Annotated in this window: 9 protein-coding genes; 4 read left to right on the top strand and 5 right to left on the bottom strand. The window is 61.3% G+C overall.

Annotation, left to right across the window (positions count from 1 at the left end):
* Nucleotides 1–688: 688 nt before the first annotated feature.
* The 3 genes from HX817_RS28315 to HX817_RS28305 form a co-directional block, all read right to left on the bottom strand.
* Complete coding sequence (locus tag HX817_RS28315) at nucleotides 689–1588, bottom strand: hydroxymethylglutaryl-CoA lyase (RefSeq protein ID WP_177041949.1); 900 nt, start codon at nucleotides 1586–1588, stop codon at nucleotides 689–691.
* A gap of 12 nt (nucleotides 1589–1600) precedes the next feature.
* Complete coding sequence (locus HX817_RS28310) at nucleotides 1601–1999, bottom strand: MerR family DNA-binding transcriptional regulator (protein ID WP_102369517.1); 399 nt, start codon at nucleotides 1997–1999, stop codon at nucleotides 1601–1603.
* A gap of 67 nt (nucleotides 2000–2066) precedes the next feature.
* Nucleotides 2067–2996, bottom strand: coding sequence for a LysR family transcriptional regulator (locus tag HX817_RS28305; protein WP_003211805.1), 930 nt, complete (start codon nucleotides 2994–2996; stop codon nucleotides 2067–2069).
* A gap of 150 nt (nucleotides 2997–3146) precedes the next feature.
* Between HX817_RS28305 and HX817_RS28300 the strand changes: the two genes are divergently transcribed.
* Nucleotides 3147–4376: an acyl-CoA dehydrogenase gene (locus HX817_RS28300; protein WP_003211803.1), complete on the top strand. Its 1230-nt coding sequence runs from the start codon at nucleotides 3147–3149 to the stop codon at nucleotides 4374–4376.
* 139 nt (nucleotides 4377–4515) lie between these two features.
* Here HX817_RS28300 and HX817_RS28295 read toward each other — a convergent pair whose 3' ends face one another.
* Entirely contained in the window at nucleotides 4516–5856 is a 1341-nt protein-coding gene (locus HX817_RS28295) for a substrate-binding domain-containing protein (protein ID WP_177041947.1), read from the bottom strand.
* Between the two features lie 201 nt (nucleotides 5857–6057).
* Complete coding sequence (gene xthA / locus HX817_RS28290; protein ID WP_177041944.1) at nucleotides 6058–6870, bottom strand: exodeoxyribonuclease III; 813 nt, start codon at nucleotides 6868–6870, stop codon at nucleotides 6058–6060.
* A gap of 202 nt (nucleotides 6871–7072) precedes the next feature.
* Here xthA and HX817_RS28285 point away from each other — a divergent pair, with 202 nt between their 5' ends.
* The 3 genes from HX817_RS28285 to HX817_RS28275 all read left to right on the top strand — a co-directional run bounded on the left by HX817_RS28285 (nucleotide 7073) and on the right by HX817_RS28275 (nucleotide 13198).
* Complete coding sequence (locus tag HX817_RS28285; RefSeq protein WP_003211798.1) at nucleotides 7073–7723, top strand: N-acetyltransferase; 651 nt, start codon at nucleotides 7073–7075, stop codon at nucleotides 7721–7723.
* Nucleotides 7724–7787: 64 nt separating this feature from the next.
* On the top strand, nucleotides 7788–9515 hold the full coding sequence (locus tag HX817_RS28280; protein ID WP_023658973.1) for an autotransporter assembly complex family protein: 1728 nt from the start codon (nucleotides 7788–7790) through the stop codon (nucleotides 9513–9515).
* The gene (locus HX817_RS28275; protein ID WP_177041942.1) at nucleotides 9515–13198 is read left to right on the top strand and encodes a translocation/assembly module TamB domain-containing protein; all 3684 of its coding nucleotides are present in this window, start codon (nucleotides 9515–9517) and stop codon (nucleotides 13196–13198) included. Before HX817_RS28280 ends, HX817_RS28275 begins: the two co-directional genes overlap by 1 nt.
* Nucleotides 13199–13229 lie beyond the last annotated feature (31 nt).

Here is a 13229-nt window from a genome sequence, read left to right as displayed (position 1 = left end):
GGGCACACCGAGCATTAGCGAGGTGCCGAGTGGTGGGGCAAGAGCGTTTTGCTTACTTTTGCGCTGTTCAAAAGTGAGCCGCTGTAAGAGCAGAACCAATCTCAGCCATCACCCAAAAAACGGATATACACGCAAATCACCTTCCCCGAGAAAGCACAAAGGGGACCCGAAGGTCCCCTTTAATTTGTCGTTGCGTGCTCTTTTTTTATTATTGAGGGGCGGTCTATTGTTGTTTTTGGCAACCGTGGCCCTTTACCGCTGTTTTTGGCGACCCCCATCCGGGGTCAAGAGCAAACGTATTTTTTTGAGCGCTGATCTGCTTCTTCGCACGCGATCCAACCAGTGGGTAGCTACCTTGAGGTAGTTTTTTGTTCTTCTCTATCCGGTTGCGGGTTTCGGCAAGCCGTACCCTGCGAAGCACATCTTCTCCAAAAAAATCTGTTAGCTGCGTCTCTGCCGTGTTGTTTTTGTTATGTCAGAGTCGTTACGTCTTATTTTTATTAGGTTTGGTGCTTTTTATTCTTGTTATGCAATAGACATAGCAGAAGCCGTGCCAATTTTATAAAGTCCTTTAAAATCAATGCCTTGATTTTTTGGTGAGAAATTTCCTTCAGGAAATGCGACAAAATATGTTCCCGTGTTACCCGATGTGTAGCCGCGAGGTAACACATCGTCACAAGCGCACTACTCAGCCGGCGCTGCGAGCCTTCGCCACGCGCGAACCGGTGGGGCGGCCGAGTACCGTACAAATCTGCTGACCCGCCAGAATCAGCTTGTCCATGTCGATACCCGTCTCGATGCCCAAGCCATTGAGCAGGTACAACACATCTTCAGTGGCAACGTTACCGCTGGCCCCCTTGGCATAGGGGCACCCGCCGAGGCCCGCAATAGAGCTGTCGAACACCTGGATACCTTCCTCAAGGCTGGCGTAGATATTGGCGATGGCCTGGCCATAGGTGTCATGGAAGTGCCCGGCCAGCTTGTCCCGTGGCACCTGCGCGCCGACCACCTCGAACATCCGGCGTGTTGCGCCTGCAGTGCCGGTGCCAATCGTGTCGCCCAGGGACACCTCATAGCAGCCCATGGCGAACAGCTCGCGAGCGACTGCCGCGACCTGTTCCGGCGCGACCTGACCTTCATAAGGGCAACCCAACACACACGACACATAACCCCGCACACTCACACCATGCTGCCTGGCCGCGGCCATGATCGGCACGAAGCGTTCCAGGCTTTCGCTGATGGAGCAGTTGATATTGCGCTGGGAAAACGCCTCGGAAGCCGCCGCAAATACGGCCACTTCTTTCACGCCCGCCGCCAGTGCATCTTCAAAACCCCGCAGGTTTGGCGCCAGCGCGCCATAGGTCACGCCCGGCTTGCGCTGGATCTGCGCAAACACCTCGGCCGACCCGGCCATCTGCGGTACCCATTTGGGCGACACAAAACTGCCGACTTCGATGTAACCCAGGCCGGCGGCACTCAGGGCGCCCACCAATTGCACCTTGTCGGCGACGCTGATGGGTTGCGCTTCATTCTGCAGGCCGTCGCGGGGGCCCACTTCCACCAGGCGCACATGAGAGGGGAGGGACATGGCAGCTACCTTTTATGAATGGCCAACCTGGCCCTGAATGGTCTGTTCCAGCGCCTGGATGCAACGCTCTTCGGCGGTGTCCAGTTCGAGCTTCATCTGTTCGATGTCGAGCAACTGTTGTTCCAGCTGCTCGCGGCGCTCGGCGATTTTCGCCAGCATGCTGTGCAGCTGTTTCTGGTTGCCGCTGGTAGGGTCGTAGAGTTCGATCAGTTCCCGGCACTCGGCCAGGGAAAAACCGATGCGCTTGCCCCGCAGGATCAGCTTCAGGCTGACTTTGTCGCGGGGCGAATAAATGCGCTCCTGGCCCCGGCGTTCCGGGGACAGCAGGCCTTGTTCTTCATAGAAGCGAATGGCGCGGGTGGTGATGTCGAGCTCGCGGGCGAGGTCGGAGATGCTGTAGGTCGTGCTCATGAGGGCGCTCAAGGAGTGTCTTGAGCGTTAAGCTAATGGCTGGTTGACGTTAACGTCAAGCTCGCTCCTACAGTTTGTCCAGCTTCTTCTCATGGGCCGTCACCTGCTGGCACAACTCGATCATCTGCTCGCGCATCCAGCGGTTGGCCGGATCCTGGTCGGTGCTTTCATGCCAGTACAGATGGGTTTCCACCATCGGCACATCATTCACCGGCAGGTTGAACCAGTGCAGTTCATGGCGCCGTGCAAAGCGCTCCGGCACGGTCATTACCATGTCGGTCTGTTGCAGCACCTGCGAGGCCATCAGGTAGTGCTGGGAGCGCAGGGCGATCTTGCGTTGCAGGCCCATCTTGCCCAGCGCCAGGTCGACATGGCCCAGGCCGTTGCGCCGGCTGGAGATATGAATGTGGGTCAGCGACAGGTAGTCATCCAGCGTCAGTTTGTCCTTGCCCGCCATCGGATGGCCCTTGCGCATGGCGCACACGTAGCGGTCTTCCATGAGCTTGACGTGGCGCACTTGCGGGTCGGTGTTGAGCGGCGCATCCACGGCGAAGTCCAGGCGACCGGCCGCCAGTTCCTTGGTGGTTTCCCGGCGCTTGGACAGGAAGCTCTCGATTACCACCGTCGGTGCCAGGCGGCGCAGGCGCTGGAACAGCGGCGGCAGAATCACCGCTTCGGTGAGGTCGGTCATGCTGATGCGGTAGGTCTTGGCCGCCTGTTGCGGGTTGAAGATCCGGCTTTCCTGTACCGACACCCGCAGCAGCGACAGCGCATTACGCACCGGGCCAATGATGTTCTGGGCCATGGGCGTGGGCACCATGCCTTGGGCTGTGCGCACGAACAGCGGGTCGTTGAAGGTCTCCCGCAGGCGGGCCAGAGCGTTCGACACCGCAGGTTGAGTAATCCCGACAATCTGCCCGGCGCGGGTCAGGTTGGCTTCGGTGTAGATCGCGTCAAAGACGATGAAGAGGTTGAGGTCGACCTTGCTCAGATTCATTTCGCTGCGCTCTTATTGTTAGGTGTCCATACGCCGATCATATATCGGTGATGAATGTTAATACACGCCGAGAATAGGCTAGGTAAATTATCAACGCTGTTCTAGCATCGTTTCATGACCTCAACAACCTCCATTGAGAAGGTGCTGCCCATGGATTTCGCCTATTCGCCCAAGGTTCAGGAACTGCGTGAACGCGTCACCGCGTTCATGGACGCCTACGTTTATCCGGCCGAGCCTGTGTTCGAACGCCAGGTTGCCGAAGGTGACCGCTGGCAGCCCACCGCCATCATGGAAGAGTTGAAGCTCAAGGCTAAAGCCGAAGGCCTGTGGAACCTGTTCCTGCCGGAATCCGAATTGGGCGCCGGCCTCACCAACCTGGAATACGCGCCCCTGGCCGAAATCATGGGCCGCTCCTTGCTGGGGCCGGAGCCGTTCAATTGCTCGGCACCGGATACCGGCAACATGGAAGTGCTGGTGCGCTACGCCAACGAAGAGCAAAAACAGCGCTGGCTCGAACCGCTGCTGCGCGGCGAAATCCGCTCGGCATTTGCCATGACCGAGCCGGACGTGGCTTCCTCCGACGCCACCAACATGGCCGCCCGTGCAGAACGCGACGGCGACGAGTGGGTGATCAACGGTAAAAAATGGTGGACCTCCGGCGCCTGTGACCCGCGCTGCAAGATCCTGATCTTCATGGGCCTGAGCAACCCGGATGCGCCGCGTCACCAGCAGCACTCGATGATCCTGGTACCGGTGGATGCGCCCGGTGTGAAGATCGTGCGCCCGCTGCCGGTGTTCGGCTACGACGACGCACCCCATGGCCACGCCGAAGTGCTGTTTGAAAACGTCCGCGTGCCGTACGAAAACGTCCTGCTGGGCGAAGGCCGGGGCTTTGAAATTGCCCAGGGGCGCCTTGGTCCGGGCCGTATTCACCACTGCATGCGTTCCATCGGCATGGCCGAGCGCGCGCTGGAACTGATGTGCAAGCGTTCCGTCAGCCGTACCGCCTTCGGCAAGCCGCTGGCCCGCCTGGGTGGCAATATCGACAAGATCGCCGACTCGCGGATGGAAATCGACATGGCGCGCCTGCTGACCCTGAAAGCTGCCTACATGATGGACACCGTGGGCAACAAGGTCGCGAAAAGCGAAATCGCCCAGATCAAGGTGGTGGCGCCGAACGTGGCGTTGAGGGTGATCGATCGCGCCATCCAGATCCACGGTGGCGCCGGCGTATCCAATGACTTCCCGCTGGCCTACATGTACGCCATGCAGCGCACCCTGCGCCTGGCCGATGGCCCGGACGAAGTGCACCGCGCAGCAATCGGCAAGTTCGAGATCGGCAAGTATGTGCCGCGGGAAATGATGCGCAGCGGGCAGTAAAACCGAGGTGTCTTCATCGCAGGCAAGCCAGCTCCCACAGGGGAATGCAGCCAACTGTGGGAGCCGGGCTTGCCGCGATGAGGCCAGTTGATCGTTTCCACGCTCTGCGTGGGAATGCTGCCCCGGACGCTCCGCGTCCTCAATACACCCAGACCTCCACCCGCCGATTCTTGATCCGTCCCTCATCCGCTGTATTTGCCGCCACCGGCATCTCAGCACCGAACCCCTGAATGTCCCTCAGCACCACGCCGCTCTTGACCAATTCCCGGCGCACCGCCATCGCTCGCAACTTCGACAATAGCGCCGCCCGCTGCGCATCACTCTTGGCATCCCCAAACCCCACGAGCGTCACCTGCTTGTCCAGCTTGCCGTGGCTCTTTATATAAGCCACTACCCGCATCAGATCCTGGCGCGCCTTGTTGTCGAGGCTGGCACTGCCTTCCTCAAACCGGAAATTCACCGTCAGGCGCTGCGCTTGTCGGGCAATCGCCTGGTAATCCCCGGGCATCGGCGCCCGTGGTTCCACCGCCATGGCCTGCACCTGCTGTGCGATAAAACCGTTGGCGGCGACGATCGCCTGGCCCTTGCTGCTTTGTGCAAAGTCCACCAGGGCCTTGGCCCAGGGGTTTTGTGCAACAGGTGGCAGATAGAAGAACAACCGGCGTGACAGCGGGTAGTCCTCGGTGGCGATCAAGCTGTTCAGCGGCAGCATCGGCTGCGAGTCGCCATCGACGATGGCCACCGCCTTGGCCTGGCGCACATAGGGCAATCCGATAAAACCGATGCCCTGGGGGTCATGGCTGACAGCATCCGACAACTGCTCGCTGGATTCGAAGCGCTTGGCGCTGCCGTCCAACGACTTGCCGCGCCGGCTGAGCACCAGTTCCTTGAAGGTGTCATAGGTGCCGGATTGATCATCCCGCGCGTACAGGTGAATCTGGCCACCGATGCCGCCCAGTTGTTCCCAGGTCGAGACTTCGCCGCTGAAGATCTGCGCCAGTTGCGCGGTGTTCAGCGTCCCCAACGGGTTGCGTGGGTTGAGGATGATCGCCAGCCCGTCAATGGCGATGACCTGTTCGGCGTCGGGGCTTTTCAGGTCGCCGAGGGCTTCGAGGTCCACCAGTTCGCTGTCCTTGATCGGCCGGGAAGACGCCGCGAGGTCGGCGTTGGCGTTTTTCAGGGCTGCGAACCCGGTGCTGGAACCATGGGCCGCCACTTCCACTGTCACCTTCTGGCCCTGGCGAGTCTTGCCGACGATGTGCTGTTCGTTGGCCTGGTCAGATGGCTCGCTGTGCACCGCTTGCAACCCCTGTTGCTCCATCAGCCCCTTGACCAGCGCCGGGCCAAGCGCCGCGCCGATGGTGTTGGAACCCTGGATGCGCAAGGCCGGGCCATGTTCGGGGAAGGGCAGAGGGGTGGAAAAAGCGGCGAGGGGAAATGCGCTGAACAGTGCCAGCAGGGATAGAACGCGCAGCATCATGCCGGCACCTTCTCAAGCCAAAGGGAGTGCCGCGAGATTAAGTCAGAGAGGTTTCAGCAATATGACCGGCATCACGCCGTCAAAAAGTGTGGGAGCGGGCTTGCTCGCGAATACAGTGTGTCAGTCGACGTATCCGGTGACTGACACTCCGTATTCGCGAGCAAGCCCGCTCCCACATTTAACGGCGCTGCTGTTAAGAAATCAGCTCAATTCCAGCCATATCGGTGCATGATCGGAGGGTTTTTCCATGCCGCGCAGGTCGTAGTCCACACCGGCATCCTTCACCCGGGGCAACAAGCCTTGGGAAGCCAGGATCACGTCGATTCGCAGCCCGCGCTTTGGCTCGTCTTCAAAACCACGGCTGCGGTAATCGAACCAGCTGAAGCGGTCTGCCACATCCGGGTTGAGGTGGCGGAAGCTGTCCACCAGGCCCCAGTTCTTCAGGCGGGCCATCCACTCGCGTTCTTCCGGCAGGAAGCTGCACTTGCCGGTCTTCAGCCAGCGCTTGGCGTTGTCGGCACCGATGCCGATGTCGCAGTCTTCCGGGGAAATATTCACATCACCCATCACCACCACGGCCTGGTCATTGCTGAACTGCGACTCCAGGAGGGTTTGCAGGTCCTCGTAGAAGCGCTGCTTGGCCGGGAACTTGATGGGGTGGTCGCGGCTTTCGCCTTGTGGGAAATAGCCGTTCATGATGGTAATCGGGTTGCCGTTGGCGTCGGCGAAGGTGCCCCAGATAAACCGGCGCTGGGCGTCTTCTTCGTCACTGGCAAAGCCTTTGTGCAGCGCCAGCGGTTCCTGGCGCGAGAGCAGGGCAACACCGTAGTGGCCTTTCTGCCCGTGGTAATACACGTGATAGCCGAGGGCCTTGATCTCATCCAGCGGGAACTGGTCGTCGTGGACCTTGGTTTCCTGCAGGCCGATCACGTCCGGCTGGTGTTTCTCGATCAGTGCCGCCAGCTGATGAGGGCGGGCGCGCAGCCCGTTGATATTGAAAGACACGATTTTCATGGTCGGCGGTCCAGTCTGGCAAAAGGGCGATGCTAGCCGACAAGTCGGATGGGGGCCAGCCTTGTAGCAACTGCCGAGGTACGAGGCTGCGTTAGGCTGCGAAGCGGCCTCTGGTGGCTACACTGAACGAAACAGTGCCGCAGACGTTCGTAATAACAAGAGCGCGACCTTTTGAGTCAGCGCCCAGGGGAGATTCACTGTTATGCCTGACACCTCGACTGCCATCGCCCAGATCCACATGCTCGACAGCGGCTACTCCCGCGAAGCCCGTTCGCTGTTGTACCAGGCCTATCGCCACGAGCCGACGTTCGCCTATATCTTCGAAGCCGAACGTCCCGGCTACGAACAGCGGGTGCGCGCCACGGTGCGTGAGCTGGTCAAGCAGCACTTCTTCCAGAAACTTCCGGCGATTGGCCTGTTGGTCAACGACCGGCTGATCGGCATCGCCCTGATCGCGCCACCGACCCGCCGCCTGGGCATCACCGAAAGCTGGGCCTGGCAGTTGCGCATGTGGCTGAGTACCGGTGTGCGCGGTACCCGGCGTTACCTGGAATACCATCAGGCAGTGCTGGCGTGCCTGCCCTCGGATTCGGTGCATGTGCTGCCGTTGCTGGGGATTCACCCGCAATTCCAGGGCAAGCACTACGGTGAGCAACTGCTGGAAGCGGTGCACAACTGGTGCGCCGAAGACCCGCATTCCTCGGGCGTGGTGCTGGATACGGGGAATTCTCGCTATCTGGAATTCTATAAGCGCCAGGGCTATGAAGAGATCGGCGAGGTCGCTGTAGGACCGGTACTGGAACACGTGTTCTTTCACGCAAATCCGCAGGTGTTACAGGCTGCAACGGTTTAAGACAGAATTATTCAGACAAATCCGGGTTCTAACTCGCTCCCAAGCTCGTGTAGCATCCCGGCCTATGAAGTTTCCAGGAAGATTTACCAGCGGCTTGATTCTGCTGTTCACGAGCTGCGGCGCCTTGGCGCAAAGCGAATTGGATGTGCGCATCAAGCCTTCAAACGACGCGTTGAAAGCCAACATCGAAGGCTATATCGGCGGGGTCGGCGATCGTGACGAAGAAGCCCTGCTGCGGTTCAGCCGTGGCGCCGAGGAGCAGGCCCGCAAGGCCGCCCAGGCGCTGGGCTACTACCAACCGCAGATTGCCAGCGATGTGAAGGGCGGCAAGAACCCGCGCCTGATCCTCACCATCGACCCCGGCGAACCGGTGCATTTGCGCAATGTGACCATTCGGGTCGACGGCCAGGCCGCCGACCTCAAGGCCTTTCGCGTGCCCGCCAGCGACCAACTCAAATCCGGCGCCGTGCTCAACCACGGCAACTACGAAGACGCCAAGCGCGTCATCCAGAACCAGGCGTCACGCTACGGCTTTTTCAGCGGGCGCTTTACCAGCCAGAAACTCTCGGTCGACCCCAAGGCGGGTGTGGCCGATATCGAACTGATTTATGACAGTGGCCCACGCTACACCTTGGGCAAGGTCAGCTTTGCCGGCGATACGCCGTTTGATGAAGACCTGCTGCAACGCATGGTGCCGTTCAAGAGCGGCGCGCCTTACGACTCCGAACTGATCGCCGAACTCAACCAGAACCTGCAATCCAGCGGCTTTTTCGAAGGCGTGCGCGTGGACGCCGCTCCGGCGGCCTCGACCAATGACGTGATCCCGGTGGCCGTGCAACTGGAAACCCGCAAGCCGCGCACCATGGGCCTGGGCCTCGGTTACTCGACCGACGTCGGCCCGCGGGGCAAGGCCAACTGGACGCGCCACTGGGTCAACCCCCAGGGCCACAGTTATGGCTGGGAAGCCGAGCTTTCCGCGCCTCGGCAGAACGTCGGGTTGTGGTACGACATTCCCATGGACCCGCCACTGACCGACAAACTTCGCTTTGCCGGCGGTTACCAGAATGAAGAAATCGCCAACACCGACACCCTGAGTAAACTGCTCACCCTCGGCCCCGAGTGGCACAGCAAGTTGCCCAGCGGCTGGACGCGGGTGATCTCGCTCAAATGGCAGCGCGAAGAGTATCGCCTGGGCAACGACTCGGGCCTGAGTACGCTGCTGATGCCGGGCATCAGTTATTCCTACCTGCGCAGCGACAACCGCATCGACCCGCACAACGGCTATCGCCTGCTGTTCGACGCCAAGGTCGCCAAGGAAGGCCTGGGTTCCGACACCAACCTGCTTTACGGCACGGCGACCATCAAGGGCTTGACCACCCTGTGGGACAACCACCGTTTCCTGGCCCGGGCGCAGTTTGGCGGCAGTGCCACCAACGGCTACAAATCCGTGCCGCCGTCGTTGCGCTTTTTTGCCGGTGGCGACCAGAGCGTACGGGGTTACGAGTACCAGACCCTGTCCCCGGAAAACGATCGTGGCGACCGCATCGGCGGCCGCTACATGGTGGCCCTGAGCGCCGAGTACCAATATTCCATCGCCGAAAAATGGCGGATCGCGACCTTTATCGACCAAGGCAACTCGTTCAACACCCTGGAAATGCCGAGCCTGAAAACCGGTGTGGGTGTGGGCGTGCGCTGGGTGTCGCCGGTCGGCCCGATCCGCCTCGACCTGGCCCATGCCCTCGAAGATCCGGGCGGCATTCGTTTGCACTTTTCCATGGGGCCTGAGCTGTGATGCGTGGTTTGAAAATAGCGGGGCTGGCCATTCTGGCGGTCCTCGCGGTGATAGTGCTGGCACTGTGGACGGTGCTGGGTACCCAGGTCGGCAGCCGTTGGATGCTGGGCCAGGTGCCGGGTTTGACCGTGGAGAATTTCCAGGGTCGCCTGGGCGGGCAGTGGAGTGCCGACCATCTGTTATGGCAGCAGGACAGCAGCCGCGTGGAGCTTCAGGCGCCAAAGTTCGACTGGTCGCCGGCCTGTTTGATGCGCATGACCTTGTGCATCAACCAACTGGATGTGGAGCAGGTGAGCCTGCAATTTCCACCCGGCACCGAAGAAAGCAGCGGCCCGATTACCCTGCCGGACCTGAAACTGCCGGTCGCCCTTCAGTTGGGTGACATCCGCGTTGGCAGCCTGCTGTTCAATGGCAGCGAAGAGCTCCAGGGCCTGCAGCTGGCGGCGCACTGGACTGCCGCCGGGATGCAGATCGATTCGGTGCACCTGCAACGGGACGGTTTGGTCCTTGACCTGTCCGGCCTGCTGCAACCCACCGGCAATTGGCCGCTGGCCGCCAGCGGCACCCTGAGCCTGCCTTACGCGCCGGGCGGTGCGCCCTGGACGCTGGCGCTCAAGGTCGATGGCGATTTGCTCAAGACCCTCAAGCTCGACGCCGACAGCAGCGGCTACCTGCCGGCCAAGCTCAGCGGCGAATTGCAACCGCTGGTGGAAAACCTGCCGGCGCAGTTGCACATCACCGCCGACGGCTTCAAACCCAGCGCCGATTTGCCCGATACCCTGCAACTCAATCAGCTGGACCTGACCGCCAAGGGCGACCTGAGCAACGGTTACCAGTTGCTGGGCAAAGCCGTACTGCCCGCGGAAAAAGGCCCGGTGGACCTGCTGCTGCAAGGCAAGGTCGACGCCAAGGGCGCGCAGATCGCCGGGCTGGATTTGAATGCCGGTGACAAACAAAGCCTCAAGCTCAGTGCCAATCTGGACTGGCAGCAAGGCTTCAGCGCCGACGCGAAAATCGACTGGCTGGATTTCCCGTGGCATCGCCTGTACCCCGTGATCGACGAACCCCAGGTGGCCTTGCGTACCTTCAATGGTGAAGTTTCCTACAAGGACGGCAACTATCTGGGCAACTTCAAGGCCGACCTCGACGGCCCTGCGGGCAAGTTCAGCCTGGCCAGCCCGTTCAGTGGCGACCTCAAGCAAGTGTTCCTCCCCGAGTTGAAACTCGCGGCTGGTCAGGGCAAGGCCGAAGGCCACCTGAACCTGCAATTTGCCGATGGCATCGCCTGGGACACGGCGCTGGACCTGTCGGCGATCAACCCGGCGTATTGGGTCGCGGAGTTGCCCGGCACCCTCGCGGGCCCGTTGCGCAGCAAGGGCGAAATGAAGAACGAGCAACTCAAGCTCAATGCCGACCTCGACCTCAAGGGCCGTCTGCGTGGCCAACCTGCCGTGCTCCAGGCCAAGGCCGAAGGCGCAGGCGAGCAATGGACCCTCGGCACCCTGGACATTCGCCTCGGCGACAACCGCATCTATGGCAGCGGCAGCCTGCAACAGCGCCTTGCCGGGCAGATCGACATCAAGCTGACGCGCCTCGCCCAGCTCTGGCCGCAACTGCGCGGGCAGATGAATGGTCGCCTCGACGTCGCCGGCACCCTGAAAGCGCCGCAAGGCAAGCTCAACCTGGTTGGCCAGCAACTGGCGTTTGAAGATAACCGCCTGCAAAACCTGACCCTGGACGCGAACCTGGATAATGCCCAGCGCGCCAAAGTCGACCTGAAAGGCAGTGGCATCCAGGCCGGTGAAACCCAGCTCGGCACCTTCAGTGCCAGCGCCCAGGGCGATATCAAAAGCCAGAAAGTCCAGCTCGACCTGGCCGGCCCGTTGCTCAAGCTGGCCCTGGCCCTGGACGGCAACCTCGACAAAGGCAACTGGCGCGGGCGCCTGGCCAGCGGCGATGTGCAAGCCGGTGGCCAGGACTGGAAGCTGCAAGCGCCGGCGAAGATCGAGCGCCTGGCCGATGGCAAGCTGACCTTTGCGGCGCACTGCTGGGTCTCCGGCCCGGCGAGCCTGTGCGGCGAAGACCAGCGCCTGATGCCCGAGCCGAAGCTGCGTTATCACCTCAAGCAGTTCCCAATCGACAGCCTGGCGCAGTGGTTGCCCAAGGATTTCGCCTGGCAGGGCAAGCTCAATGCCGACGTGCAGCTCGACCTGCCGGCCAGCGGCCCCAAAGGCGTGGTCTCGGTGGACGCCAGCGGCGGTACCCTGCGGGTCAAGGACAAGGACCAGTGGCTGGATTTCCCCTACGACACGCTGAAGCTGGAAACCACCCTCAACCCCACGCGCATCGACACCCAGCTCAATTTCCGTGGCGGCAAGCTCGGCGAGTTGCTGTTGCAGGCGCAGCTCAATCCGCTGGCGAAGAACAAGCCGATCACCGGCAACTTCACCCTGACCGGCCTCGACCTCGCCGTAGCCCGCCCGTTTGTGCCGATGGTCGAAAAGCTCAACGGCAAGCTCAACGGTAACGGGCGAATCGGCGGCAGCCTGCTGGCGCCTCAGGTCAACGGCAGCGTCAACCTGGTGGGAGGCGAAATCTCCGGCCCGGAACTGCCCACCAGCATTGAAGGCCTGAATATCCAGGCGTTGATTGCCGGCGAAAGCGTGCAGCTCAATGGTGGCTGGCGCAGCGGCAAGGCCGGGCAGGGCACTATCAAGGGGCAGATCGACTGGGGCCAGGCCCTGGCGGTGGATATCGCGCTGCAAGGCACGCAACTGCCGGTCACCGTGGAACCGTACGCGGCCCTGGAGGTGGCGCCCGACCTGAAGATCAGCATGAAGAACGACAAGCTGGCGATCTCCGGCAAGGTGCAGATTCCCAAGGGCGAGATCACCGTGCGGGAATTGCCGCCATCGACGGTCAAGGTCTCGGATGACACGGTGATCGTCGGCAGCCAGACCGAAGAGGGCAAGCCGCCGATGGCCATGGCGATGGACATCGATGTGGAGGTAGGCAAGGACAAGCTGAGCTTCGCCGGGTTTGGCCTTACCGCCAACCTGCAAGGCCATGTGCACATCGGCGACAACATGGACACCCGTGGTGAACTGTGGCTCAACGACGGCCGCTACCGGGCCTACGGCCAACGCCTGACTGTGCGCCGCGCGCGATTGTTGTTTGCCGGGCCGATTGACCAGCCGTTCCTGGATATCGAAGCGGTGCGGATCACCACCGAGCCGTCCCGGACCGTCACCGCCGGTATTCGTCTGAGCGGCAGTGCCGAGCAGCCGACTACGCAAATTTTCTCGGAGCCGGCCATGGCCCAAGAGGATGCATTGTCGTACCTGGTGTTGGGGCGTTCGCGCACCACCAACGGTGAGGACAACAACATGCTGGCCGAAGCGGCGCTGGGTCTTGGGTTGATGGGCAGTGCCGGGGTCACGTCGGACATCGCCAAGAACCTGGGCATCCAGGACTTTGAACTGGACACCCAGGGCAGTGGCAACAACACCGCCGTGGTGGCCAGCGGCAAGATCTCCGAGAAGCTCAGCCTGCGTTATGGCGTGGGGGTGTTCGAGCCGGCCAACACCATCGCCTTGCGCTATTTGCTGAGCAAGAAGGTGTACCTGGAAGTGGCCAGCGGCGTGGCCAGCTCCCTGGATATTTTCTACAAGCGCGATTTCTGATCCGTCCACGGTAATGGTGGGAGCCTGGCTC

Source organism: Pseudomonas sp. C6002, from assembly GCF_013385805.1.
In the GTDB taxonomy this organism is placed as follows: domain Bacteria; phylum Pseudomonadota; class Gammaproteobacteria; order Pseudomonadales; family Pseudomonadaceae; genus Aquipseudomonas.
Note: the sequence above shows the minus strand (reverse complement) of the source record. Positions and strands in the feature narration are given on the sequence as shown.